At 60.3% G+C, this 25,093-nt stretch carries 16 protein-coding genes and 9 pseudogenes; 19 read left to right on the top strand and 6 right to left on the bottom strand.

All coding sequences use genetic code 11. The features are described 5' to 3' along the window. Window positions 1-4: 4 nt before the first annotated feature. From JO965_RS27455 to JO965_RS27430, 7 genes and pseudogenes are all read left to right on the top strand, one after another. Window positions 5-1,669 (top strand): electron transfer flavoprotein-ubiquinone oxidoreductase, encoded by a 1,665-nt coding sequence (locus tag JO965_RS27455; protein ID WP_203445245.1) that lies wholly within the window; start codon window positions 5-7, stop codon window positions 1,667-1,669. 76 nt (window positions 1,670-1,745) lie between these two features. Beyond that, entirely contained in the window at window positions 1,746-3,317 is a 1,572-nt protein-coding gene (locus JO965_RS27450; RefSeq protein ID WP_203445244.1) for a Re/Si-specific NAD(P)(+) transhydrogenase subunit alpha, read from the top strand. A gap of 10 nt (window positions 3,318-3,327) precedes the next feature. Next, on the top strand, window positions 3,328-4,758 hold the full coding sequence (locus tag JO965_RS27445; protein ID WP_203445243.1) for an NAD(P)(+) transhydrogenase (Re/Si-specific) subunit beta: 1,431 nt from the start codon (window positions 3,328-3,330) through the stop codon (window positions 4,756-4,758). Window positions 4,759-4,938: 180 nt separating this feature from the next. Next, window positions 4,939-6,294 carry an IS1380 family transposase gene (locus tag JO965_RS27440; protein ID WP_203445242.1) on the top strand — a complete coding sequence of 452 codons (1,356 nt, stop codon included), beginning with the start codon at window positions 4,939-4,941 and terminating at the stop codon, window positions 6,292-6,294. 166 nt (window positions 6,295-6,460) lie between these two features. Beyond that, window positions 6,461-6,802: pseudogene (locus tag JO965_RS27435) on the top strand (3-methyl-2-oxobutanoate hydroxymethyltransferase); the annotation flags it as partial. Then, window positions 6,780-6,950, top strand: a pseudogene (locus JO965_RS48165) (succinyl-CoA--3-ketoacid-CoA transferase); the annotation flags it as partial. The pseudogenes JO965_RS27435 and JO965_RS48165, both read left to right, overlap by 23 nt. 82 nt (window positions 6,951-7,032) lie before the next feature. Next, window positions 7,033-7,937, top strand: a pseudogene (locus JO965_RS27430) (3-hydroxybutyryl-CoA dehydrogenase). Here the strand turns inward: JO965_RS27430 and JO965_RS48160 are convergent. Together JO965_RS48160 and JO965_RS27425 are read right to left on the bottom strand one after the other, a co-directional pair. Next, window positions 7,919-8,107, bottom strand: a pseudogene (locus tag JO965_RS48160) (IS110 family transposase); the annotation flags it as partial. The pseudogenes JO965_RS27430 and JO965_RS48160 sit on opposite strands and share 19 nt — an antisense overlap. Window positions 8,108-8,330: 223 nt before the next feature. Then, window positions 8,331-9,797, bottom strand: a complete 1,467-nt coding sequence (locus JO965_RS27425; RefSeq protein WP_246777024.1) for a transposase — start codon at window positions 9,795-9,797, stop codon at window positions 8,331-8,333. Between the two features lie 270 nt (window positions 9,798-10,067). Here JO965_RS27425 and JO965_RS27420 point away from each other — a divergent pair. Continuing rightward, window positions 10,068-10,250 (top strand): annotated as a pseudogene (locus JO965_RS27420) (IS6 family transposase); the annotation flags it as partial. Window positions 10,251-10,449: 199 nt separating this feature from the next. Here the strand turns inward: JO965_RS27420 and JO965_RS27415 are convergent. Then, window positions 10,450-11,667 (bottom strand): M20 family metallopeptidase, encoded by a 1,218-nt coding sequence (locus tag JO965_RS27415; protein WP_203445239.1) that lies wholly within the window; start codon window positions 11,665-11,667, stop codon window positions 10,450-10,452. A 66-nt stretch (window positions 11,668-11,733) separates the two neighbouring features. Further along, window positions 11,734-12,570: a transporter substrate-binding domain-containing protein gene (locus JO965_RS27410; RefSeq protein ID WP_203445238.1), complete on the bottom strand. Its 837-nt coding sequence runs from the start codon at window positions 12,568-12,570 to the stop codon at window positions 11,734-11,736. 380 nt (window positions 12,571-12,950) lie between these two features. Here JO965_RS27410 and JO965_RS27405 point away from each other — a divergent pair, with 380 nt between their 5' ends. The 7 genes and pseudogenes from JO965_RS27405 to JO965_RS27380 all read left to right on the top strand — a co-directional run. Next, window positions 12,951-13,826 (top strand): MurR/RpiR family transcriptional regulator, encoded by an 876-nt coding sequence (locus JO965_RS27405; protein ID WP_203445237.1) that lies wholly within the window; start codon window positions 12,951-12,953, stop codon window positions 13,824-13,826. 798 nt (window positions 13,827-14,624) lie between these two features. Continuing rightward, window positions 14,625-14,960, top strand: a pseudogene (locus tag JO965_RS27400) (3-methyl-2-oxobutanoate hydroxymethyltransferase); the annotation flags it as partial. A 92-nt stretch (window positions 14,961-15,052) separates the two neighbouring features. Beyond that, window positions 15,053-15,472, top strand: coding sequence for a hypothetical protein (locus tag JO965_RS27395; RefSeq protein ID WP_203445235.1), 420 nt, complete (start codon window positions 15,053-15,055; stop codon window positions 15,470-15,472). Between the two features lie 460 nt (window positions 15,473-15,932). Next, window positions 15,933-16,340 (top strand): hypothetical protein, encoded by a 408-nt coding sequence (locus tag JO965_RS48155; protein WP_246777023.1) that lies wholly within the window; start codon window positions 15,933-15,935, stop codon window positions 16,338-16,340. A 101-nt stretch (window positions 16,341-16,441) separates the two neighbouring features. Further along, window positions 16,442-16,660, top strand: coding sequence for a helix-turn-helix domain-containing protein (locus tag JO965_RS48150; protein WP_246777022.1), 219 nt, complete (start codon window positions 16,442-16,444; stop codon window positions 16,658-16,660). A gap of 97 nt (window positions 16,661-16,757) precedes the next feature. Then, window positions 16,758-17,602 (top strand): annotated as a pseudogene (gene panB, locus JO965_RS27385) (3-methyl-2-oxobutanoate hydroxymethyltransferase). Between the two features lie 8 nt (window positions 17,603-17,610). Further along, window positions 17,611-17,835 (top strand): annotated as a pseudogene (locus tag JO965_RS27380) (pantoate--beta-alanine ligase); the annotation flags it as partial. A gap of 117 nt (window positions 17,836-17,952) precedes the next feature. On the opposite strand, the pseudogene JO965_RS49500 reads toward JO965_RS27380, so the two are convergent. Both JO965_RS49500 and JO965_RS27370 read right to left on the bottom strand, forming a co-directional pair. Continuing rightward, window positions 17,953-18,285, bottom strand: a pseudogene (locus JO965_RS49500) (transposase); the annotation flags it as partial. Between the two features lie 214 nt (window positions 18,286-18,499). After that, window positions 18,500-19,444: a LysR substrate-binding domain-containing protein gene (locus JO965_RS27370; protein ID WP_203445233.1), complete on the bottom strand. Its 945-nt coding sequence runs from the start codon at window positions 19,442-19,444 to the stop codon at window positions 18,500-18,502. Between the two features lie 363 nt (window positions 19,445-19,807). Here JO965_RS27370 and JO965_RS27365 point away from each other — a divergent pair, with 363 nt between their 5' ends. The 4 genes from JO965_RS27365 to JO965_RS27350 all read left to right on the top strand — a co-directional run bounded on the left by JO965_RS27365 (window position 19,808) and on the right by JO965_RS27350 (window position 25,075). After that, window positions 19,808-21,532: an amidohydrolase gene (locus tag JO965_RS27365; protein WP_203445232.1), complete on the top strand. Its 1,725-nt coding sequence runs from the start codon at window positions 19,808-19,810 to the stop codon at window positions 21,530-21,532. Between the two features lie 66 nt (window positions 21,533-21,598). After that, window positions 21,599-22,258, top strand: a complete 660-nt coding sequence (locus JO965_RS27360) for a DUF1007 family protein (RefSeq protein ID WP_203445508.1) — start codon at window positions 21,599-21,601, stop codon at window positions 22,256-22,258. Window positions 22,259-22,262: 4 nt separating this feature from the next. Next, on the top strand, window positions 22,263-23,393 hold the full coding sequence (locus JO965_RS27355; protein WP_203445231.1) for a nickel/cobalt transporter: 1,131 nt from the start codon (window positions 22,263-22,265) through the stop codon (window positions 23,391-23,393). A gap of 44 nt (window positions 23,394-23,437) precedes the next feature. Further along, on the top strand, window positions 23,438-25,075 hold the full coding sequence (locus JO965_RS27350; protein ID WP_203445230.1) for an ABC transporter substrate-binding protein: 1,638 nt from the start codon (window positions 23,438-23,440) through the stop codon (window positions 25,073-25,075). The last annotated feature ends 18 nt before the right edge of the window (window positions 25,076-25,093 follow it).

Below are 25,093 nucleotides of genomic sequence, written 5' to 3'. Positions count from 1 at the left end.
CACCATGTCCGATCTGCCTGCCCGTGAATCGATGGAGTTCGACGTCGTCGTCGTGGGCGCGGGTCCCGCAGGCTTGGCCACTGCCATCCGCCTCAAGCAGCAGGCGGCCGAGGCTGGAGCGGACATCTCGGTGGTCGTGGTCGAGAAGGGCTCCGAGATCGGCGCGCATATCCTCTCCGGCGCGGTGGTCGACCCGATCGGCCTCGACGGCCTCCTGCCGGAGTGGCGCTCTGATCCCGACCGGCCGCTCAAGACCGAGGTCACCGCCGACGAGTTCCTGTATCTGGGACATGCCGGCGGCGTGAAGATGCCCAACGTGTTCATGCCCAAGCTCATGAACAACCACGGCAACTTCGTCGGCTCGCTCGGCAACGTCGCTCGCTATCTCGGCCGCAAGGCAGAAGAACTCGGCGTCGAGATCTATCCCGGCTTTCCGGCCTCCGAAGTGCTGGTCGAGGACGGCAAGGTCGTGGGCGTCGCCACCGGGGACATGGGCGTCAGCCGCAACGGCGAGCCCAACGCCAACTTCACCCGCGGCATGGAGCTGCGCGCCAAATACACGATCCTCAGTGAGGGCGCCCGCGGCTCGCTGACCAAGCAGATGGTCGAGCGCTTCGGCCTCAATCAGGGCCGCGACCACCAGAAATACGGCATCGGCATCAAGGAGCTGTGGCAGGTCAAGCCGGAGAAGTTTCAAGCAGGCCTCGTGCGCCATTCCATGGGCTGGCCGTTGCCGAACAATTCCGGCGGCGGCTCCTGGCTCTACCATTTCGACGACAATCTCGTCTCGGTCGGCTTCGTGGTGCACCTGAACTACAAGAACCCGACCCTGTCGCCCTTCGACGAATTCCAGCGCTTCAAGACGCACCCGATGGTGCGCGAGGTGTTCGAGGGCGCAAAGCGCATTGGCTATGGCGCGCGCGCCATCATGGAGGGCGGCTGGCAGTCGGTGCCGCGCCTGAGCTTCCCGGGCGGCTGCCTCGTGGGCGACTCGGCGGGCTTCGTCAACGTGCCGCGCATCAAGGGCAGCCACAATGCCATCCTGTCGGGCATGCTCTGCGCCGACCACGTGTTCGCGGCCCTGCAGGCGGGCCGGGCCAACGACGAGGTCGCGGCTTACGAGGAATCCTGGCGCGCCTCGCCGATCGGCTACGACCTCAAGCGGGTGCGCAACGTGAAGCCGCTCTGGTCGCGCTACGGCACGGCGGCGGGCGTGGCGCTCGGCGGGCTCGACATGTGGCTGACGGAGCTCTTCGGCTGGTCGCCCTTCGGCACCATGAAGCACGGCAAGCCGGACCATGCCTGCACGCTGCCCCTCTCGTCTGTGACCCCGATCAAATACGACCGGCCCGACGGCGTGCTCACCTTCGACCGGCCGTCCTCGGTGTTTCTCTCCAACACCAACCACGAGGAGGACCAGCCGGTCCATCTCAAGGTCAAGGATCCAAGCCTGCAGAAGGCCACCGAGCACGATGTCTATGGCGGCCCCTCGCAGCGCTACTGCCCGGCGGGCGTCTATGAATGGGTCGAGGGCGAGGGCGGCGTGCGCTACCAGATCAACGCCCAGAACTGCGTCCACTGCAAGACCTGTGACATCAAGGACCCGAACCAGAACATCAACTGGGTCACCCCAGAGGGCGGCGGCGGGCCGAACTACGTCAACATGTGAGACACAAGGCAAGGACCTGTTTGAGCCGCCGACAGGCGACCATTGGCAGTCCAGCTACAGAGCGAGCGGAGAGACCGTGAAGATAGGAGTACTGAAAGAGATCTTTGGGGGCGAGAGCCGGGTGGCGATGACACCTGAATCCGCCCTTCAACTGCAGAAGCTGGGGCATGCTTGCATGATCGAGACAGGTGCAGGCGCCAAGGCGGGCCTCTCGGATGAAGCCTATGCAGCAGCAGGCGTCAAGGTTATGCCTTCAGCGCAAGCCGTCTTCGACACCGCCGATGTGGTGGTGAAGGTGCGCGGGCCTGAAGCGGCAGAAGCCACGATGCTCCGCCAGGGCCAGACCCTGATCTCGTTCTTCTGGCCGGCGCAGAACCATGAGCTTCTTGAACTCTGCCGGGCGCAGGGTGCCACCGTCATTGCGATGGACATGGTGCCGCGCATCTCGCGCGCCCAGAAGATGGACGCGCTCTCCTCCATGGCCAACATCGCCGGCTACCGCGCCGTGATCGCGGCCGGCAACGCCTTCGGCCGCTTCTTCACCGGCCAGGTCACCGCCGCCGGCAAGGTGCCGCCGGCCAAGGTGTTGGTGGTGGGCGCCGGCGTCGCCGGCCTCGCCGCCATCGGCACCGCGACCGCGCTCGGCGCCGTCACCTATGCCTTCGACGTCCGGCCCGAGGTGGCCGAGCAGATCGAGTCCATGGGGGCCGAGTTCGTCTTCCTCGACTTCGAGCAGACCCAGGACGGCGCCGCCACCGGCGGCTATGCCGCGCCGTCCAGCCCGGAGTTCCGCGACAAGCAGCTGGAAAAATTCCGCGCGCTCGCGCCCGAGATCGACATCGTCATCACCACCGCCCTGATCCCGGGACGGCCAGCGCCGAAGCTGTGGACGGCCGACATGGTCCAGGCCATGAAGCCGGGCTCGGTGATCGTCGATCTGGCGGCCGAGCGCGGCGGCAACTGCGACCTGACCGTGCCGGATCAGACGATCGTCACCGACAACAGCGTCACCATCATCGGCACCACCGACTTCCCGAGCCGCATGGCCGCCCAGGCCTCGACGCTGTACGCCAACAACATCCGCCACTTCCTCACCGACCTGACCCCCAACAAGGACGGGGTGATCGTCCACAACATGGAGGATGACGTGATCCGCGGCGCCACGGTCACGCATGCGGGCGCGATCACCTATCCGCCCCCGCCACCCAAGGTGCCGGCGATCGCCGCCGCCAAGCCCAAGGAGAAGGTGAGGGAGCTCACCCCGGAGGAGAAGCGGGCCCAGGAGGCCGCCGCCTTCCGGGCCCAGACCCGCACCCAGGTCGGGCTGCTCGTAGCCGGCGGCCTGCTGATCGCACTGGTGGGCGCCTATGCGCCAGCCAGCTTCATGGCCCACTTCATCGTGTTTGCGCTGGCCTGCTTTGTCGGCTTCCAGGTGATCTGGAGCGTCAGCCACTCCCTGCACACGCCGCTGATGGCCGTGACCAACGCCATCTCCGGCATCGTGGTCTTGGGCGCCCTGCTGCAGGTCGGCTCCAGCCATTGGCTGGTGACGGCACTGGCCTCGCTCTCCTTCCTGATCGCCACCATCAACATCGTCGGCGGCTTCCTGGTCACGCGCCGGATGCTGGCCATGTTCCAGAAGTCATGAGGATTGCCCGATGAGCTTTGGACTTGTCTCTGCTGCCTATGTGGCCGCCGCCATCCTGTTCATCCTCGCGCTCGGCGGCCTGTCGGGCCAGGAGAGCGCCAAGCGGGCTGTGTGGTACGGCATCGCAGGCATGGCGCTCGCCGTGGGCGCCACCGTCTTTGGACCCGGCGTCGGCAACTACGCGGTGATTGCCGTGATGCTGGTGATCGGCTCGGGCCTGGGCTGGTACGTGGCGAAAAAGGTCGAGATGACCGAGATGCCGCAGCTGGTGGCAGCCTTGCACTCGTTCGTCGGCCTCGCCGCCGTGTTCATCGGCTTCAATGCCGATCTCGAGCTCACCCGTGTGCTAGCGCTTGATGAGGCCTCACGTCAGGCGCTCACCGGCTTTGCCGGGGTGCTGACGCACAAGACGGGCGTGGAGATCGCGATCCTGCGGGTCGAGGTGTTCCTGGGCGTGTTCATCGGCGCGGTGACGTTCACCGGCTCGGTGATCGCGTTCGGCAAGCTCGCCGGCAAGGTCGACGGCAAGGCCAGGAAGCTGCCGGGCGGGCATGGGCTCAATGCTGCAGCCGCCTTGGCTTCGCTCGTCCTGCTGGTGCTGTACGTGCAGGGCGCGGGGATCTGGGCCTTGGTGGCGATGACGCTGCTGGCGTTCTTCATCGGCTACCATCTGATCATGGGCATCGGTGGCGCAGACATGCCGGTGGTGGTCTCGATGCTCAACTCCTACTCCGGCTGGGCGGCCGCCGCCATCGGCTTCACGCTCGGCAACGACCTCTTGATCGTCACCGGCGCCCTGGTGGGCTCGTCCGGTGCGATCCTGAGCTACATCATGTGCCAGGCGATGAACCGGAGCTTCATCAGCGTGATCCTGGGCGGCTTTGGCACCACCACGGGACCGGTGATGGCGATTGCCGGCGAGCAGATCGCCATCGATGCCGATGGCGTGGCCACCGCCCTGGAGGAGGCGGACAGCATCGTGATCGTGCCGGGCTACGGCATGGCGGTGGCCCAGGCGCAGCAATCGGTGTCGGAGCTGACTCGCCGGCTGCGCGCCAAGGGCAAGGACGTGCGCTTTGCCATCCATCCGGTGGCCGGCCGCCTGCCGGGGCACATGAACGTGCTCCTGGCCGAGGCCAAGGTGCCGTACGACATCGTGCTGGAGATGGACGAGATCAACGAGGACTTCCCGGACACCGACGTGGTGATCGTGATCGGCTCGAACGACATCGTCAACCCGGCCGCCCAGGAGGATCCGCACAGCCCGATTGCCGGCATGCCGGTTCTGGAGGTGTGGAAGGCCAAGCAGGTGTTCGTGTCGAAGCGCGGGCAGGGCACCGGCTATTCCGGCATCGAGAACCCGCTGTTCTACAAGCACAACACCCGCATGTTCTACGGCGATGCCAAAGCCAGCATCGATCTGCTCGTGCAGGCCATCTGAAGCGGCTGATCCGATTTAGCCGACGGTGCGCTCCGGCTGCCTGCACCCGACAAGGATTAGCCGCTCTTATTCGTGATGTGGCTGAAGAGGGTTGGCGAGCGTAGCTTAAGTGACTGACGTGTCGTAGGATTTGGTTGCTGACACCAACCCCTGCCACGATTGCACTGTGCCACACCCGCCATGCCGGACGATACAACCGCAACGTTCCCGTTTCCAGCCGTGTCCCGCAAGAAGATCACCGCCGCGTTCGATGGCGGACGCCTGTCGTCCGACGGCGGCGTCATGCTCCTGGCCCAGGCCGAGCGCCGGCTCGGCATCGCCGAGCGGCTGGCCCGCGTCATTCCGGATCAGCGCGATCCAGGCCGCGTGACGCACGCGATCCCAGACATGCTCCGCGCCCGCATCTTCGCGATTGCGTGTGGCTATGAGGATTGCAACGACTTCGGTCCGCTGCGCGCGGATCCGGCGTTCAAGCTCGCCTGCGGCCGCCTGCCCGAGACGGGTGCGGATCTGGCCTCGCAGCCGACCCTCTCACGCCTGGAGAATGCCCCGACAATCCGGGATGCGATCCGCCTGAGCTACGCTCTGGTGGAGCAGTGGATGGAAAGCTATGCCGCCCCGCCCGACGGCGTGGTGCTGGACATCGACGATACCTGCGATGTCGTGCACGGGCACCAGCAACTGTCCTTGTTCAACGCGCACTATGACGAGCGTTGCTTTCTGCCGATCCATGTGTATGACAGCGCCACCGGCCGACCGGTTGCCATCGTGCTGCGGCCGGGCAAGACGCCCTCCGGCGTGGAGGTCCGGGCGCATCTGCGACGCCTCGTGCGCCGCATCCGCACGCGCTGGCCGACCACGCGCATCACGTTCCGCGGCGACAGTCACTATGCCCGTCCCGAGGCCATGGACTTCTGCGAGCAGCACGGCCTGAGCTATCTGTTCGGGCTGGCCGGCAGCCGGCCGCTCACCGCCAAAGTGCAGGAGGTGGCGGATGCGGTGCGCACCCAGCGGGCGGTCGAGGATCGCGAGGTGGTGCGCGGATTTGCCGAGACGACACACCGGGCCAAAAGCTGGTCGCGCGAGCGTCGCGCGATCGCCCGCATCGAGGCCACCCGCCTGGGGCTTGATATCCGCTTTGTGGTCACCAACCTGACCGGCACCAGCCCGCGTGTCATCTACGAGAGCCTGTACTGCGCGCGCGGCCAGGCCGAGAACTGGATCAAGTTCCACAAGGCGCAACTCGCCTCTGACCGAACCTCGTGCCGGCGCGCGGTGGCCAATCAGGTTCGCCTGGTGCTGCACACGGCCGCCTACTGGCTGATGCTGGCGGTGCGCGAGGCCATCCCAACTGTCCGAGAACTGGCCCGGGCCGAGTTTGCGACGCTGCGGCTGCGCCTGCTCAAGATCGCCGTGCGGGTCCAGGAGAGTGCCAGTCGCATCCGCTTGGCCTTTGCCTCCTGTTGCCCGGAAGCGGATCTCGTCCGTCGTCTTGCCGGGGCTCTCGTTCCCCGGCCGCGGGCAGCCTCGCCCTGAGCGACGGGGCCGCCATCGCCCCGATCATGCCAGCCGATCCCTGCAAACGCGTTCCCAACATTCCAGAGCTCGCTGCGGTGAAAGAGACGCAACAGATTGGCTCGCCTCGCCGCAGATCAGGTCAATGCAGTAAACCCTGGTGAATAAGAACGGTTAGATAACTACCGTGAGCCATGTACCTCCTTCCGACAAGCCGACCACTCTCATCCCGTTGCTGCAGCAACAGGCGCGCGACGGTCGGCGGCTTGTAATGACTACGGCCTATGATGCCGTCACGGCGCGCCTGGCTGATCCTGCCGTCGACATGATCCTGGTGGGCGACAGCGTCGGCAACGTGTACCTCGGCTTCGACAACGCGCTGCCGGTCAGCTTGGCGATGATGAACCATCATCTCGAGGCGGTCACGCGCATGCAGCCCCGGACTCTCGTCGTGGTCGACATGCCGTACCTGAGCTACCATCTCAGCCTTAACGATGCCGGCGGGCGTAAAGGATCTCTTCGTCACCGATCTCGGTGTGTTCAGCATCGACAATAAGAGCAACACCAGCATGCCCCTGATTGAGTTGGCTGACGGCGTGACGGTGGATAAGATCAAGGCCAGGACCCAGGCTGAGTTCAAGGTTGACCTGAACGGCAAGCAGTCCAGCGCGGCTTAACGGAGGTTTCGATGGCACAGCGAAAATCATTCTTTGCCTTCCCCGCGCCGTTCAGACACAGCGGAACACCTTAGGTGTCAAGATGACTATCCCGGTCAAAACGGTTGGGGTCATCGGCGCGGGACAGATGGGCAGTGGCATCGCCCATGTCTGCTCGCTGGCGGGGTTTAACGTCCGGCTCAACGATTTCTCGGAGGAGCGGATCATTGCCGGTCTCAAGACCATTGATGAGAACTTCATGCGTCAGGTTGCAAAGGGGGAGATCTCCGATGCCGACTGACAGGCGGCACTCGAGCACACCCGCCCCGCACTGACCTACGACGATCTGTCCGCCTGCGACCTCGTCATCGAGGCCGCGACCGAGAATGAGGAGGTGAAGCGCAGGATCTTCACCAATCTCAGCCCGTCGCTGCGCCCCGATGCGATACCCACCACCAACACGTCGTCGATCATGATCACTCGGCTTGCTGCGGCCACCGACCGGCCGGAGAAGTTCATCGGTTTGCACTTCATGAATCCGGTGCCGGTGATGCAGCTTGTCGAGCTGATCCGCGGTATCGCCACTGATGATGCCACCTACGAAGCTGCCAGGGAGTTCAGTTCAGCACCAGGCTCGGCAAAACCCCGGTTGCTTCCACAGATCTCCCGGCCTTCATCGTCAACCGCATCCTGCCGCCGAGGATTAACGAGGCGATCTACACCCTCCATGAGGGCGTGAGCTCCGTGGAGGCCATCGACACGGCCATGCACCTTGGTGCGAATCATCCGATGGGCCCGCTGCAGCTGGCGGACTTCATCGGGCTCGATACCAGCCTGTCGATCATGCAGGTGCTGCACGAGGGTCTAGCCGATTCCAAGTACCGTCCTTGTCCGCCTCTGGTGAAATACGTCGAAGCCGGCTGGCTCAGCCGCAAAACTAAGCGCGGATTCTACGATTATCGCGGCGACACACCGGTCCCGACCGGGGGCTCACGAGCCCAATGGTGAGAGGTTGCGCACGCCTCCATGCCGATCAGGCAAGGTGGCATAGATGCGAAGAACGACAGCACCTCTGTCCGGCGCAACCGCTTGCGGATCACGACTTGACCGGCCGCATCAACGGCGTGCAGCTGGAATATGTGTTTGGCCAGATCCAGGCCGACTGTGGTAACTTGCATAGCGGGCGCTCCCTCTCCTTGTGGCGATCTTCATGACAGCCACCCTTCGGCACTTTGATGCCGGTGAGCAGGGAGTGTCCACTCCATGAGCTATGACGGATTTTAGACGGGGCGGTAAAAAGTAGTCGACCGAGCGTTGTTCGTGCTGCTTTCCATACGCTGCGGAAGCGATATCTCCCCTTGCTCCCCTGCGAGCCTGAAGGTCTCAGAGAAAGGCTCGGCTTTAGGCCTGAACCGCGGCACATCTGCGGATATTCAAGCCAAGAGCGCGGAGATTTACCGTATAGCGCATGACCGGCATGCCACGAATGCGCAGGCGCGCCAGGTTCATCTGATGCTTCAGGCGCGACATTGTCGCTTCGATCCCGGCGCGCCAACGATAGGCTTCACGGAATACATCGCTGCTCTCGTAAAGGCGGCGCTTCTGATTTTCGGCCCGTGCTGGGGTGTACTGAAAGCGGGCGATTAAGCCGTCACGGCTGTCAGCCCGGACCGGGCAGCGCTTCCTGTTCGGGCATTGCCGACATATAGCGAGGTCGAAACGGGCCTGCAGTTTCGCCGGCGCGGCAGAGGTCGAGACCGGGGAAACGCCGTTTGGGCATCGCACCACCAGACCATCCTCGTCGAGGCTGAAGTCCTCCAGGGTCAGGCGCCCTGAAGAGCATCCCTTGGCCGTACGGGCCGGAGCCACCAAGTCAATGGCATGCCCTTGAGCCAAGGCCATGTTGTCAGCCGATCCATAATGGGAATCGGCCAGAAGCATCTTCGGCGTGAGCGAGCGGTCGGCCAGATCGTCCAAGGCGTCCGGCACCCGGTGTCCGTCATGCACCGTCATCTTGTGCACGGCCACATGGGTGATCAGATCGGGAGGCCGGGGACCCGTTGGGCCTGCGGGATCGTCATCTTCCGCATAGGTTTCGACGATCTGCGCCATATAGCCCAACCCGCGGTGGGCGTTATAGCTGGCATCCGGATCGGCAGGGCTGCTGATGCCATCGCAAGGCATCTCGCCAGGTTTGCGCGGAAGGGCAATCGCAGAGGACGTATCGTCATCCTGGCCTTCCGTAATCTCGAACTGCTCGTGCAGGACCTGGACCAGCAACACGTATCCAGGCAAGTCCGCAGCAACCGTAGTCCTGAACTGCTCCCTGAGGTGCAGCAGATCCTGCCCAGCCTCATCAAGCCTGCGCTTGGACGCGCTCGGCGCCGTATTGGCAAAGCAGCCCGGACCTTCCCGATCAACATAGCGCCGGACCAGGTCGCGATCGACCAGCGCATGCAGCGCGGGATGAAAACGCTCGAGCTCGCGCGTGAATTTTGAGATCGTCTCGACGACGATCCCGAGCCGCGTCAGGCTGCGCATGGCCGAGCGCAGCGCGGTCGAGTCCATGCGCTGGCGGCTGGTGTCCACGGCGAAGGCACGCACCAGGCGATCGGTCAGGCGACGGAACAGAACCTCATCAAGCCCTTGCGCAATGAAAAGACGGCGATAGTTCCGCAACGTCTTCTCGCAGAAATAACAATCCGCCTCAGTGCGCACATCCAGCGCGTGATGCCAGGCCATGTTGAATGCCAATGCCTCGACCGTGGCCGCATCGCTCAGGTCGTGCAATTGCTGCAAAAGCAGAACGCCGATGACGATGTGAAAATCCTTCGATGGCCGGCCCATGCGCTCATCAAAATGAGGCAACAGCTCCTCAATCGGAAGCTCATCAAGAAGATGATGGCGGAACACCTCAGCCCAGCAACGATCCAGCAGCCGGCGCCGCTTCTCGCCCAATTCCGGCCAGCGATCGAACAAATCCCCGGTCCGCCTGTCACGCAATGTAATCATGCTTAAGCATAGACGCTTCAGCACCCGATATGAATCGACTTTTTACCGCCCCGTCCACATTCCGTCATAGCTCCCACTCCATCACATTAACTCGGGCGTGAGGGCGAGCGGTGTAGATGGTCTAACATGAGCAAGCCCATCAGCTACAAATGCTATCGCTTCCCGCCTGAGATCATCGTTCACGCAGTTTGGTTGTACTTCAAATTTCCACTGAGCCTGCAACTGGTCGAGGAGATGCTGCTGGAGCGCGGCATTGTCGTCTCTTATGAGACGGTCCGCCGGTGGGCTCTGAAGTTCGGCCCAGACTATCCTGTGGTGTTGCCTTGCGTGAGCCAAGCGCGATAACGTGACAGGGGCCAGCTTCTGGTCGGCTAACGCTTTTCGTGTTTCGGCTTTCTGGCTCATCTTCGCTCCCTTTAAGGGCTTCGATGAGCCAGAAATCCTCCCCTCTCAGTTAAGCCGATTTTATCTGGTTAGCGCTGACGCCGGACAGACGGAAAGGATCACCTCAGATCACCTCGCAGATATCGAGGATGGTTAGCATGTAGATACGGACCATATCGAGAAAATCCGGAATGTCGACGCGTTCATTGGGCATTGTGTTGTAGCGCCCACCGGGTCCGCAAACGATGCCCTCCATGCCTGCCCTCTCGTAGAGGTGGCCAGCGTCGGTGCCATAATATCCAGTCGGCGTAATCGCACCGGTGGGCTGAGGTTCGCCGCGAACCTGCTCATAAGCTGCGTTGAGAGCCTTAACGATACGGGAGTTGCGGTCAACCTCGAACGCCGGCATCAGCGGCATGCCCTCGACCATCTCCGGCACAAGCCTTGCCTGAAGGCCGGGAAAGCGGCTTTCCAGCTTGTCGAGCTCGGCACGCATGTCGGCGAGCACACCTTGGCGCGTCTGACCTGGTGCATAGCGTGCCGAACCGCGGATGCGCACGAAATCGGCTACCTGCGGCGGTCGCGATTCAACAAGATCCCTGCCGAGGGCACCGTGAACCACGCCGACGTGGGCACGATTGATGGACCGATGCTCCGGGCTCTTCGCACCCGAAAAGGTCATCGCATTGATGCGCGGAATGATGTCGCAGGCCGCCAAAATCGCATCCACCGCGTGTTCGCGCTTGGACAGATGCCGGGTATTGCCGGTCAGTTCGATAACGAAAGGTAGAGCGGCCGCATGCATGGTGACGGCCTGAAGATCGCTCGGCTCACTGTTGATGAAGTAGTCGGCAGGGATTCCTGCATCGATGAAGGCAATCGTTCCGAGACCGCCCTGCAATTCACCGGCGACATAGGTCAAGATGACGTCGCCTTTCAGCCTTATGCCGGCGTCACGCAACGTTTTCACTGCGCAGAAATAGGCTGCATCTCCTGCCTTCATGTTGGACACGCCGATTCCATAGATGAACTTGTCGTCCACCAGACCGCCCCATGGATCGACGGTCCATCCCTCCGTGACCGGATTGGTGTCGATATGACCGTTGAAGAGCAGGCTCTTGCCGCCGCCAGTTCCCTTCCAGATGCCGATGGCGTTGAAGCGACGGCCGTCATCGAAAGGCTGCAGTTGGGCATCCAGCCCGAGTTCCGTCATGCTTGCCACCATGTAGCGAGCCAGCTCGCACTCGTCCGTCTCGGAATAGCTCTTGTGGCGCACCATGGCCACGAGAAAATCGAGGCATGCTTTCTCGTCGACCCGCTGCACGAGCAATTTCGGATCCATATTGTTTTCTCCCTAATGCGCTTCAGACTGCTGACCGACAAGCCGGTCCGCGATGGGTAAATACCGTTACTTTGCAGTCGTCACGTCTCGCCCGAACCACTTCATCGATAGCTCAGACAACTTCCCGCTTTCTTTCAGACTCTTAACCGCGTCGGCGATCTTCTGGTCGAGTTCAGCGTCTCCAGGCAAAGTAGCAATGACTGCCGGTCCATAAAATAGACCTTCGCCCAACTGCCTGATTGGATATCCAGCCTTAATCGCGTCGAGAATGACGACGTCACCACCGACGAATGCGTCCAATCTCTTCCCATCGCCAATACGCAGATCGTCCAAGCCATTGTTAGACGTCTCGTAAGTCTTGATCCGACCAGCCTTGAATCGGTAATCGAACGGCGGAACGCCAATTAGCTCGTCTTTCTTGATGTCTTGGCTAAGGTAGTCATATGCCATCGAGCCTGCCAACACACCAACCACCTTGCCGTCGAGGTCCTGGACCTTGGTGGCTTTGCTGTCCCTGTGGACGGCAGCGATGTATGCTCCGTATCGGTAGATGGCAGGAAAATCGAATATTTTTGCTCGTTCCTTGGTCGGGCTCATTGCAGCAACAACGATGTCCCACCGCCCTTGCCACCTTCCTGAGATAATGATGTCCCAAGCTGGCGCTTCATATTTCACCCCCACGCCGATGTGCTCGGCAACCAGCCTTCCCACATCGACGTCGAAGCCAACAAGCTCACCCTTGTCATTTAGAAACGAACTTGGCGGATAATTCGGCGACACCGCCACGATGAGGGTCTTTGCGGTGAGAATCTTGTCAAGCACCTCACCAGCGTTCGCGCTAGAGCCCAGTGAGGCTGTCAGCACAAAGGTTGCGAAAGCTAGCTTTCCCACTATTGCGTTCATAACGTTATTCCCCCTTTGATTGACCGTATCAGTGCGAGCCGAATCCGCTCCGCAGCAGCGCCACGGGGGCTGCCGAACACCGGCACGCAATTCGCAGCAGCGTCATTGATATGAAATTTTCAGCTTGAAGAGTCAAGGCGATTATCTGAATATTTAATTACCATGAAAATAACGCGGCGGTGGCGCCAAATGCCTAATAGCCAAAGCCTATGAGTGTGAATGGAATGTTGAACGAGGGGTCGCCTCAGCCTCGTGAAGAGCAGATTGCAAAATTCCCGGGAAGGAAGATTGACCGCTAGCTGTAAAGGATATTACAGAATACTCCATCAAGAGTTTAAACAGGAACCCATGTCTCGCTTGAGCATGGAAGGCTATATTAGATGTCCGAGTCGCAAATCCTAATCGCTGACCGCATTTCTGCCGCCATGAGCTCAATGACCAGCTCGGAAAAGCGTGTCGCCCGGGCGCTTCTGGCCAGATACCCGGTGATCGGCCTGGAGAGTGTAACAGCTTTCGCGAAGCAAGCGGAGGTTAGCGCCCCGACCGTGTTGCGTTTTATTAGCAAGCTTGGGTTCACGGGATATCCGGATTTTCGCCGGGCATTGCGGGAGGAGATCGACGAGAGTCGGAAGTTTCCACTAACAAGGCCGCGCCCCGAGAATTTTGATGCGGGGAGCGAGTTTGGGAATGAACTGCTGGAGGTTGTTCGATCGACATTGTCGGAAATCGAAGCTGCAGTAGTGGACCAAGTGATTGAGTTGTTCGCTGACGAGCGGCGCAACATCAACGTTATGGGAGGAGACTTAACCACCACCGTGGCCGGCCACCTTCTATATCACCTTCGCAAAATGAGGCGTTCAGTCATTGAGTTGCCGACGATTATTCAGGAGCGCGCTGATCGTATCATCGACCTTGGCAAAAAAGACATTGTGGTCTTGTTTGACGTTAGGCGTTATCAAAACGATGTAGTGGCCACTGCTCGTATTGCCTCTCAGAGAGGGTGTACCGTTATCCTATTCACTGACCAGTGGATGTCTGAAGCCTCCGAAGTGGCCACCTATGTTTTTCGCGCTAAAGTAGAAACCTCATCACCTTGGGACAGCCTGCTTGGTCTCACCGCTATAGTCGAAACCATTGCCCTAGCGTTGGATCGGCGCCTTTGGTCGGTGGTTAGACCACGGCTCGAAGCAGTGGAGCGGTATAAGCTCGACTTGCTGAGTCGGAAAGAGCCTCCGTCGAATGACAAAGATCAATAATCGAAGGGGCTCGATTAAAGCTAATATGTTCAGTGGACCTGGAGACGCCCACCGGCAACACCGAAGCAAAGTAATCGGTAGCTAAACGACCTCGCCCACTTTGGAAATTCGTACCTTCCTTTTTCGTTGCAGCCAGATCTAGTCCTTGAATATAACCAAGCTGACTACCCTCTCCGGTTGTAGTATAAAGTAAGGTTTTGAACAATGAATCTGAAGGAAATAGAGGCTGTGCTCGCGCCTCTACGAGATTCAGGTCAGGAGGAAGCACGCGACTGGCATCGGACGTCCAAGCACTGCAAGGCGAAGTTTCGGGAGGAGGCTCGAGCTGTCATTACTGCCATCGATGAACATGCGAGGTACATTCGCACCTCGAGGTCAGCCTAGCCGCTCCCGTCTCGCTGCACGCAGCCAGGTTGGGATGCGTTATTCGTCGCGGTCGACGCGAGAAGAAAGCACTAAGCCAGAGAAGAATTATAGAATATGAATCTCTTGAACTTTAGTAGCCTGCTAGGATAGTACGTCGGGCAAATATACATGCCTTACTATTGGTCGCCCCAAAGCGAAGTAGGACGTGGACTTAACGGTCATATGTTCAATTGCTGTAATGGCAGGACCTATCAGGCTTACGAGCAAGACGAGCAACCTATATCATGCACTATCTTGACCGCGCATGATAGATGCCGACGTGAGTTTGATCTGATCCGTGAAGGTGATCACGGGACGGATGCTGCCTTGATCTGATCCAGATCAATAAACTGACCTCCCATTGGTTCTGCTGCTGAAGCATGGGGTAACCTGATGAGCCATTTGCCTCCGCCTGACAGGCCTGCGATCACGATCCCGCTGCTTCAGACAGCTGCTCGTGAAGGACGGCGGCTTGTGACAGCGTATGATGGCGTTACTGGACGCCTCGCTGATTCCGTGGTTGACATAATCCTGGTGGGCGACAGCGTCGGCAACGTGTGCCTCGGCTTCGACAACACCCTGCCGGTCAGCATGGCGATGATGAACCATCATCTCGAGGCCGTGGCGCGGACCAAGCCAAGGGCCTTGCTCATCGCCGACGTGCCGTATCTCAGCCACTACCTCAGCTTGGATGACACCGGCATGCCCCTGATCGAGCCGGCTGGCGGCGTGACGGTCGAAGAGATCAAGGCCAAGACGCAGGCCGAGTTCAAGGTCGCCCTGAACGGCGGCCCATCCAACGCGGCGTAACGGAGGGTTCGATGGCGCGGCGCACATCGTTCTCTCCCAGCTTCTCCAATGCCCTGCTCCTAGAGCCGGATCAGCTCGAACATGCCATCCTTCGCGCTTACGTGCAGCTCGCCGCTATGCCGGACCAAGCTAACGGCGCGAGAACAGCAATGGTGGCCAACTTCGGATCGGTCGAGGTGCGTCTGACAGAGCTGACGCGGCTGCAAGACACGGTGCCTCACATTCCGTCATTGTGGCTGGAGGTTTACTCCCATGCCGCCCGCGCAGTCCTCGATAGTTGCGGCTGCTTCGAGTTCGATGAGCCCGAATTGGCCGCTGGTGCCGAGCTCATCTGCGACGCCAAAAGGATCGCTGCGGCCGGGCCCGAGGCTCATGCCTTCGCTGCGGCGACACTCCTCAGACCTCACGGCAACGGCGGGATACGCCCTTGAGCCTGTTGGGCGGAAGTGTTTCTGGTCTTGTGAACGCAGGCCCTGGGCCTGCATCGGTCTCCCTGTCGGCGCCGCCGGCAGTGGAGGAGGTGACCTCCGTCCCGGCCACCGTTTCTCCCTCTGGCAGGGAAATGCCCTCTGGGACGGTCCTCCCCAACTTGGGCTCGCTCGGCATTGCCGCAGCGAGCCCCTTTTCGGACGCAGAGGAGGAACACGCCTCGCGAACACAACCCCAGGCGTAGGTGGCTCCTGGCATGAGGTCGGGACCTTAAGCTTCCTGACCACACTCCTTCGGGACCGGATCATCTCGCAGGGACTGCAGCATGGTCGCCTGCGTCGGCGCGCGCTCGGCCTTCTAGCACGACTCCACCGACATCTCCGATTCCCAGCAGCGCATGATCGCCAAGATGCTGATGCTCGCCGGGGCGGACGCCGCCGCTCAAGGTCATAGGCTCTGGTCATGTCACGATCTTCGCAGCGTTCCTGTCATTGCGCCAATCGCCTTCTGTCAGCGCTGCTCCCCGACGACTTCGCCTGTCTTGAGCCACACCTTCAGCTGGTCGACCTGCCCCGCTGCAGGGTGGTCTATGAGGCCGGCGACCGCATGCCCTTCATCTATTTTCCGCACGACATGATTGTCTCCCTCGTGACCGTTTTGGCGGACGGCAAAACCATCGAGATGGCGAAGCTCGGGGGCGAGGCCATGTTCGGCCTCGCCGGGGCCCTCATCACCCGCCGCTCGCTGGGGCGCTATGTCGTGCAGAGCACCGGCACGGCCTCGCGCTTGACACCGACGTCCTGCATCAAGCGTTCGAGGCTCGATCGGCGCTCCGTGACCACCTCCTGCGGTTTGGGGAGGAGCTGCTGACGGAGACCCTACAAGCCAAGGCCTGCCACACCCTACACAGCGTCGAGGCGCGCTGCTGTCGCTGGCTCCTGACGATGCAGGATCGGACGAACCGCGCCACCGTGCCCCTCACCCACGAGCAGTTGTCCCGCATGATGGGGGTGCAACGCTCGACCATCAGCCTGGTCATGCACGCCCTCCAGGCCGCCGGTGTGATCCGCCAGGGGCGCGGGGCCGTCACGGTCACCGATCGCCGCGGCCTCGAACAGACCGTGTGCGGATGCTATGAGCTCATCCGTCAGCAGTCGAAGCCGCGTCAGCTGTCGGAAGTGCGAACCTGACGGTGCCAGAACCAGACAGCCTTTGGGGATACCATCATTGGGTGCGCCGTGAACGCCCCAGACGGAAACCTCACTCAGTTTTGCAGCGCGAGCCCTCATGAGCCATCACCCCTCAGCTGATTCATCAGCCCTCACCATCCCAATGCTCCAGCAGTGGGCCCGTGACAGTCGGCGGCTGGTGATGACCACAGCCTATGATGCCATCACCGCACGCCTGGCTGATCCCGTTGTCGACATAATCCTGGTGGGTGACAGCGTCGGCAATGTCTGTCTGGGCTTCGACAACACCCTGCCGGTGAGCATGGCGATGATGAACCATCATCTTGAAGCAGTCGTTCGCACGTGGCCGAGAGCCCGACTCGTGGCTGACATGCCCTATCTCAGCTATCACCTCAGCCTCGAGGACACCCTGCGCAATGCCGGCGGCTTCCTGCAGCGCGGGGCGGCCGCGGTGAAGCTGGAGGGTGGCGCCAAGCGTGTCGAAACCATCCGCGCGCTGATCGGACGCCGCAGAGCGTGCATGCCATGGGCGGCTTCAAGGTGCAGGGCAGGGGAGCCGACGAGGCGATCCGGATCCTGGAAGACGCGCATCGGCTGCAGGAGGCGGGCTGCTTTGCGCTCGTGCTCGAAGGCATCCCCACAGAGCTGGCAGCGCGGATCACCCGGACCCTGAGCATCCCCACCATCGGCATCGGCGCCGGCCCGCACTGCTCGGGTCAGGTGCTGGTCCTGCACGACGTGCTCGGGCTGACACAAGGCCACCGGCCCAAGTTCGTGCGCACCTATGTCGACGGATTTGATCTGCTGCAGCAGGCCCTGTCACATTGGGCCGCGGACGTGCGCCGCGGCGCCTTTCCGTCAGCTGCCGAGGCCTATGCCCTGCCGGCCGATGCCCGGGAGGCGGTATCCGCCTGGGTGCCAGCCACCCTCACGAGCTCATGAGGCCATCGATGCTGACCTTCCGCACGATCAAGTCCCTGACCCAATGCCTGCGCGGCTACCGCGCTGCAGGCCTGCGGGTCGGCTTCGTGCCGACCATGGGCTTTCTGCACCAGGGCCATCGGGCGCTCATCGATGAGAGTGTCACCCGCTGTGACATCAGCGTGGTCAGCATCTTCGTCAATCCGACCCAGTTCGGGTCGAACGAGGATCTCGACCGCTACCCACGCGCCCTGTGATCCAAACCTACACCCAGCATAGATGCCTCCTTCTCCGAAAACTTGACGGTGCCGCCGGCGGGCACCCAGCAGGGCCCGGAGCCGATGCGCCTCAAACGACTTGACATGGACGCTGCGGTACCAGCCCGTGCGGACGACCTGAGCCAGCCCTTCAGCATCGTTGTGGTCGGTCTTGTTGAGCTGCATCGCCAGAGCGGCTTTGACGTGGCGCGCATCGAGACAGATCACCTCCACACCCTTGGCGCGCAGCCCGTGCACGAGCCAAGGCATCAGCGGGCCGGTCTCAACTCCGACCCGGAGATCACAACCGTGCCGGTGCAGGATCTGGGCGAGAGCCTCGGGATCGGTCGCTGTCTTGCCGCGCCAGAGGCGGCGGCCCTGCTCATTCACAACACAGATCGTGGTTTCCTTCTGCGAGACATCCAGGCCGGCGTAGTAGGTTATCATCGCTCTTGCTCTGTTGGGCCAATCAGACTGCCGTCTGTTCGGCATCTCCACCAGAGCTCTCGCGCCACCCGCGATTACCCGATGTCCACAGATGGACCATAGCTGATATAGGATCGGTCAGCGACACCGCCGACGAAGGACGTACACCAGTAGATATTGCCCGGTTGATTAATGAAGACATATCATCGACGCCGCAGTCTGTGATAGGCAAAGCTCATCTACTTTTCAGCTGCCGGTTTGACGGGAACTGATCAGAAAACGCTATGGCCTCCTCCAAGAGCCAATTTTTTAGCAACTCAACCTCATCGCGGCCGGATTTCGGATCGGGCTCGATGAGATAATACGGTTGGGTATTAGGCAACGCGAAGCCGCAGACATCAACCAAATCTCCATCTAAAAGCTCGCGCTCTACCAGAAAATTTGGAACCAACGCGAAGCCTGCGCCGGCAATGCAGGCTTCGATTGCTAGATGAACCAGACTAAATGAAATCGATATGGAGGGTACGGTATGGCCTAAACCGGCTGCAGCAAACCAGGCCTCCCAGCCCTGATCATGCCAACCTGGTTCGTTAAAATCCACTGCGATCAAGGGACCGCTCAAGAGATCGGCAGGTGTCAGTATCGGTGGCATTGTCGGAATGAGTGATGGAGCGGCGACTGCTCCCAGCTGACCGGAAAGCAACAAAGTTTCCCGATATCCGGGAACCGAGCCCCGAGCATTATAAATGGAAAGGTCAGGCACTTTCTCGGCAGCACTCCATCGATGAGGGCCAACCTGCACAGTAACTGCAATACCCCGATTACTATCAAGAAACCTGTTTATTCTAGGGGCGAGCCATTTGGCGGCCACTGAATGCTGACACCTGATATGTACAACGTTTTTGCTCTCCGCTGATCGAGCGGCGGCCCCCGCGGATATAATATGTCCGAAAATAGCATTAACGCGATTTGCAAGTATTCGTCCTGTTTCAGTAAGTACAACTCGATTGGCCTTTCTTTTGAACAGAGGGCTTCCGACCCATTCCTCCAGCTGTTTAATCTGGTGACTAATTGCGCCTGGCGTTACCCTCAATTCCCCTCCTGCTCGTGCGAAGCTGAGGTGTCGCGCGGCTGCTTCGAAAGCCCTCAAGGCCGGTAGAGGCGGGAGAATCTGGACCATTTTAGACTCAATCTCATTGATGCTAACCAAGAGGAATATTGGTTTGCGACGTGGGGTTCAAGCGCTTTATGCATGAAGCACCGCTTGGAGAACATCTGAACAGCCGGCAAGTATCTTCGGTGTTATTGCCACCGGGAATTCAGGCTTCGGGCGAAAGCGATGTTTTCCAACGGTTTAGCTTAGCCGGCATAACAAATTAATCACTGCCATTGGGTGCTTTCGCTTCGAGGAAAGCCATGTTGAGGGAGGTTTGAATTGATCAGCAGGTGCAGCATATCCAGGAAGACCCGATCCGCCGCCACAGTCCCGCCAGTTTCGAGCCCAACGGCGGCCCAGTTTATTGGGCTGACGAGGGGGGTGACCATGACGCAAATGCGGTGCAAGATAGGTCTGGCGCTCGTTGTGTCTGCTCTCCTGTCCGGTACGGCTTTCGCCGGTAGCCAGACGATCGTCTTACGCGGCGCGCGCATCCTCACCATGGACGAGGCCAAGCCCGAGGCCGCCGCGATCGCGTTGGTCGACGGGCGCATTGCGGCGGTCGGTACGACCGACGATGTCGCGCCTTTCCTGAACGGGGCTAAGGTCTATGACCTGCCTGCGAATGCGCTCGTTCTGCCCGGCTTCCAGGATTCGCACACCCATCTGCTATCGAGCGGGACGATCGAGAACACACATGTTGATCTCACTAAAGTCGTCGACGAGAAAACCCTACGCGCGGCGATTGAGCCCGTCCTTACAGATCTGCCGGCGGGTGCCTGGCTTCGTGGCCAGGGCTGGAGCACCTACACTTTCAAGGAACCGTCGGCAAAAGTTCTGGACGAGATCGTCGGTGACCGGCCTGTCTATTTTTCGGACGTGAACGGCCATACCGCCTGGGTCAATTCGGCTGCACTAAAGGCGGCAGGAATTGATGCAAGCACCAAGGACCCTGAGGGCGGTCGCATTGAGCGCGACGCCGATGGCAATCCCACCGGCTTGCTGCGCACTGCAGCTATGAATCTCGTTACTGATGTGATGCCGGCCTATGCTGAGGACAAAGTCGATGTGGGGTTGGCAAAAGCGCAGGCTGAGGCGCTGAGCTATGGTATTACTGGCATCATCGATGCCTGGACCTCCGAATGGGAGCTGGCTGGCTATAAGCGGGCGGATGAAGCAGGCAAGCTCAATCTGCGCGTCGCGGCTGCGGTGGGCATTGAAGCGCGGGGGCTCGCGCGTCTGGTAAACGGCCCAGCAACGGTAGCTGCACCCGTAGCCAGGGCTCTCGACCTGCAAAAGCGCTTTGCTAGCCCCAACCTCAAGGTCACGTCGGTGAAGCTGCTGGCCGACGGGTCATTCTCGGGCAATGCGGCTGCGCTGCTTCAACCCTATGTCGATTCAAACCAAACTGGCGTTCTGGGCTTCACACAGCAGCAGCTCAATGAACTCGTCATTGCCGTCGATAAGGCGGGCCTGCAGCTTCATACTCATGCGAACGGCGATGCCGCCATTCGCATGGTGCTCAACGCTTACGAGGCAGCGCAAAAGGCGAATGGCGTGCGCGACAGTCGCCACATAATTGCACATGTACGCCTTGTCGATCCTGCTGATATTGGTCGTTTCGGAAAGCTCGGCGTGATTGCTGACGTTAATCCCTTATTTGTCCGTTCCGGGCGTCGCAATACTGAGAAGAAAATAGGACCGCAACGCCTTGAGTGGCTGTACCCGTACGGGGCGCTACATAAGGCCGGCGCGACGGTTGTGGGCAGCAGTGACTGGAACGTAGCGCCCATGAATCCGCTGGAAGCGATTCAGACCGGTGTGACCCGCAAGGATATTGCTGATCCAAACAGTGAGGTTCTCTCCCCGCAGCACAGCCTCGCGGTGATGGAGATGCTCAAGGCCTACACGGTGGACGGCGCCTATGCGGCTTTCGATGAGAAGGAGGCCGGCACGCTGACGAAAGGCAAGCGTGCAGATGTCGTGGTGCTCGACAAGGACATAACCAAAGTCCCGCCGACTGAGATTGCCACGGCCAAGGTGCTGGCCACGCTCGTCGACGGCGAGCCGGTCTATGAAAGCGATGGGTTCCCGAAGCCGGGCAATCCATAGGAACCGGTGCCTGACGGCTTTAAGATAGAAACAAAGGGAGCAAAAATCGTGGGCCAGCCTTCGGATATGAATATCTGGACGCGAAAGGCGATGCTTGCCTTGGCGGCGGTCTTGATTTCTACGGGTATGGCCCGCGCTCATCCGCACGTGTTCGCAGAGGCCCATCTAGAGGTGGCGATAAACTCCGACCAGACGGTCAAGTCACTGCGCCACGTCTGGCGTTTCGACGACGTATTTTCCTCAACCGTACTCATGGAATTCGATACAAATTCCGACCTGAAGCTCGACGATGAGGAACTGCACCGCGTGTCGAAGACTGTTTTCGACGCGCTCGCCGAGTATAATTACTACCAGATCGTCACACAGAACGGCAAAGACGTCGCCATGAAGCCGCCGACGCGACTGATGGCGAAGTACGAGAACGGCCAGCTCATCGTCCTGTTCGAGTCGGATCCAGTCCAGCCGCTGAAACTTTTCGGCAAGATCGATTTCGGCATTTACGATCCGACCTTCTATACGGCGATCACCTTCACCGAGGACCAAAACTTCGTCGTTGACCGGTTGCCTGACGACTGTTTGCGCCAGGTCGTCCGGCCCGACCCGGACGAAGCGATTGCCCAGAACCAAAGCACGCTGACCGACGCCTTCTTCAACGATCCGACCGGCACAGACCTCAGCAAGATCGTCGCGACCAAACTCGAGTTAGCCTGCACAGCCAGGGGGTGAGCCAATGAAAGAGACGTTTATCCACGTGGTGTCTGGACTGCTGCTCACCGCCTATCTAATGTTGCATTTCCTGCCGCCCGCGCATGCGCAGAGCTCGCTCGGCATCGGTACGAACGAGGCCACGCTGCCGTCGACCGGTTTCTTCGGGCCGCTGTTCAACTGGATCAACGTCCACCAACAGCAATTCTACCGAGCCCTGACCGGCGCGCTGAAGGCAATGCGCACGGACGGCAGCAAGCTTTGGCTGCTCATCGGCCTCTCCTTCGCCTATGGCGTTTTCCACGCCGCCGGGCCAGGGCACGGCAAGGCGGTAATCTCCTCGTATATGCTCGCCAACGAAGTGGCGCTGCACCGCGGCATCATGCTCTCCTTCGTGTCGGCTCTTCTGCAGGCATTGACAGCGATCATCGTCATGACGTTGGTCTTCCTGGTTCTGCGCGGCACCTCGATCTCCATGACCGACGCGACATGGTTCCTCGAAGTGGTGAGCTATGCCCTGATTTCCTGCTTTGGCGCCTGGCTGCTCTGGCAGAAGCTCAGGCCCATATTCACAAGCTGGCCCGCACACAGCCTGTCAGCGGCGCGCGCCGAGGGTCATGCGCACCACCATCATTCACATGATGACCATCATCATGGTGCACATGGTCATGACCACGCGCACGATCATCACGGCCACACGCATGCCGACGGCGAGGTCTGTGAGGCTTGTGGTCACTCGCATGCCCCCGACCCCAAACTGCTCTCCGGCGATCATTTCGACTGGCGCACAGCATGGTCGGTCGTCGCGGCCGTGGGACTGCGGCCATGTTCCGGTGGACTAATTGTGCTTACCTTCGCCTTCCTCAACGGGCTCTGGATGGGCGGCATATCATCGGTGATCGGCATAGCGATCGGGACGGGCGTCACTGTCTCAATCCTCGCCACGATCGCGGTGACGGCTAAGAACTGGGCTGTGGTGCTGGCCGGTGACAGCCGCATAAGCGATCCCATCCATCGCACAATCGAGATTGGAGGCGCAGTCTTCGTGCTGATCATGGGACTTCTGCTGCTGACGGCGAGCTTAGAGGCGAAGCCCGGCGGCTTCGGCGACTTGGCTAATGGAGGCGATAGGCTCCCGAAGCTGAGCGCTCAATAGGAAGCCTTCTTCAGGGACTTTAGGATTAAAACAAGGGAACGAAAATGATCTGGAAATCTTATAGGAACTTCTTCAAAAGCACGGTGTCTGCCCTCATGCTCGTGGGGTCAGTGGTTGGCGTCAGTCACGCGCAGGAACTGCGGATAGGACTTTCTGCCGAGCCGACATCAGCCGACCCACAGTTCTTCGATTCCGCGCCGAACAGCGCGCTCGCAGCGCATTTGTTTGGATCGCTGGTCAGCGCTGATGAGAACCGAAAGTTACTTCCTGGTCTGGCGCGGTCCTGGAAGATGCTCGATGACACGACATGGGAGTTCAAACTGCAGCCGAAAGCGACTTTCGCCAACGGTGAAAAGCTGACGCCGCGGGACGTCGTCTATTCTTATTGCCGGATCCCTTTTGTTGAAGGATCGCCTGGTACGTTCAGCGACTTGGTGAAAACTATCGTCTCTATTGAAGCGCCCGACGAGGAGACCGTAGTTATCAAAACCGGCAAGCCGGACCCGATCCTACCAAATAGGCTCATATCGGCGTTTATTATCAATGCCGATGCGTCTGGTGGCGGCAAGAACATCAAATACAAAAAGGACGGCTGTGAGGATTTTGGCGACAATCCGAAGCCCGCGGACTTCAATAATCCGGCGAACTCCAGAGGCGCTGGCCCTTACAAGCTGGCGGAGTTTACTCCTGGTTCGCAGATCGTGCTCGAACGTAATGAGAACTATTGGGGTGAAGCGCCTCATTGGAAGCGTGTGATCATGAAGCCTCTGACGAACGCTGGCGCCCGTGTAGCTGGCCTGATCGCGGGCGACGTTGACATGATCGAAGCGCCTTCGGCGCAGGATTTCGAGCGCCTCACGAGTGCGGGGTTTACCATCGCTCGGGCGTTAACTCCTCGCCTGCTCTATATCCAACTTGACCAGAACAATGATCCAACCTGGAAATCACCGACAGTCAAAGGTGCCGACAACAATCCAATGAGTGATCGGCGGGTACGGCAGGCGATGTCGATGGCAATTAATCGTAAGGCGATCGCTGAGCGGATCATGGGTGGACTTGCGGCGCCAGCGGGCGAACTCCTGCCTTATCCCATGTTCGGCTCTACGAAAGACTTCCCGGTTGCTGATCACCACCCTGAGGCAGCCAAGAAACTCCTCGCTGAAGCCGGCTATCCGAAGGGTTTTGAAATCACTTTGGCAACGCCTAACGACCGCTATATCAATGCTGATAAGGTCGCACAGGCAGTAGGTCAGATGTGGGCGCGCATCGGCATCGAGACCAATGTCGATGCCATGACGGCCGGAACCTTCTTCGGGCGCCGCAATAAATATGAGTTTTCCGCCTTCCTTGCTGGTTACGGATCGACCACCGGCGAAATGTCCGAGAAAATAGATGCGCTTGTGCTTACGCGCAACCCCGACAAAGCAACTGGAACACTCAATCTGTCGCATTATTCGAATCCGACGGTAGACGAGCTTGTGACCCGAGCCAAACAGACCGTCGACGACCAAAATCGCGAGCAACTGCTTCAGCAGGCGACCAAGACGGCCATGGATGATGTGGCGCTACTGCCGCTCTACTTTGAAGTCCGTCCGTGGGCCCTTCGCAAAGGATTTACGTATTCTGCTCGTTCGGACGAACAGACCCGCGCGATGAGTGTGAAGCCTGAGACGGCAAACTGATCATCAATCTCAGCGATA

This window comes from Microvirga sp. VF16 (assembly GCF_016864375.1).
Taxonomy (GTDB): domain Bacteria; phylum Pseudomonadota; class Alphaproteobacteria; order Rhizobiales; family Beijerinckiaceae; genus Microvirga.
This window is presented reverse-complemented; position numbering and strand designations above follow the sequence as displayed.

Coding starts and splice junctions, on each gene's coding strand:
- JO965_RS27360 (WP_203445508.1), top strand. CDS start 21,599: ATGAATATCTGGACGCGAAAGGCGATGCTTGCCTTGGCGGCGGTCTTG.
- JO965_RS27445 (WP_203445243.1), top strand. CDS start 3,328: ATGAGCTTTGGACTTGTCTCTGCTGCCTATGTGGCCGCCGCCATCCTG.
- JO965_RS27355 (WP_203445231.1), top strand. CDS start 22,263: ATGAAAGAGACGTTTATCCACGTGGTGTCTGGACTGCTGCTCACCGCC.
- JO965_RS27440 (WP_203445242.1), top strand. CDS start 4,939: ATGCCGGACGATACAACCGCAACGTTCCCGTTTCCAGCCGTGTCCCGC.
- JO965_RS27370 (WP_203445233.1), bottom strand. CDS start 19,444: ATGGTCCAGATTCTCCCGCCTCTACCGGCCTTGAGGGCTTTCGAAGCA.
- JO965_RS27395 (WP_203445235.1), top strand. CDS start 15,053: ATGGCGCGGCGCACATCGTTCTCTCCCAGCTTCTCCAATGCCCTGCTC.
- JO965_RS48155 (WP_246777023.1), top strand. CDS start 15,933: ATGTCACGATCTTCGCAGCGTTCCTGTCATTGCGCCAATCGCCTTCTG.
- JO965_RS27410 (WP_203445238.1), bottom strand. CDS start 12,570: ATGAACGCAATAGTGGGAAAGCTAGCTTTCGCAACCTTTGTGCTGACA.
- JO965_RS27405 (WP_203445237.1), top strand. CDS start 12,951: ATGTCCGAGTCGCAAATCCTAATCGCTGACCGCATTTCTGCCGCCATG.
- JO965_RS27350 (WP_203445230.1), top strand. CDS start 23,438: ATGATCTGGAAATCTTATAGGAACTTCTTCAAAAGCACGGTGTCTGCC.
- JO965_RS27455 (WP_203445245.1), top strand. CDS start 5: ATGTCCGATCTGCCTGCCCGTGAATCGATGGAGTTCGACGTCGTCGTC.
- JO965_RS27415 (WP_203445239.1), bottom strand. CDS start 11,667: ATGGATCCGAAATTGCTCGTGCAGCGGGTCGACGAGAAAGCATGCCTC.
- JO965_RS27365 (WP_203445232.1), top strand. CDS start 19,808: ATGACGCAAATGCGGTGCAAGATAGGTCTGGCGCTCGTTGTGTCTGCT.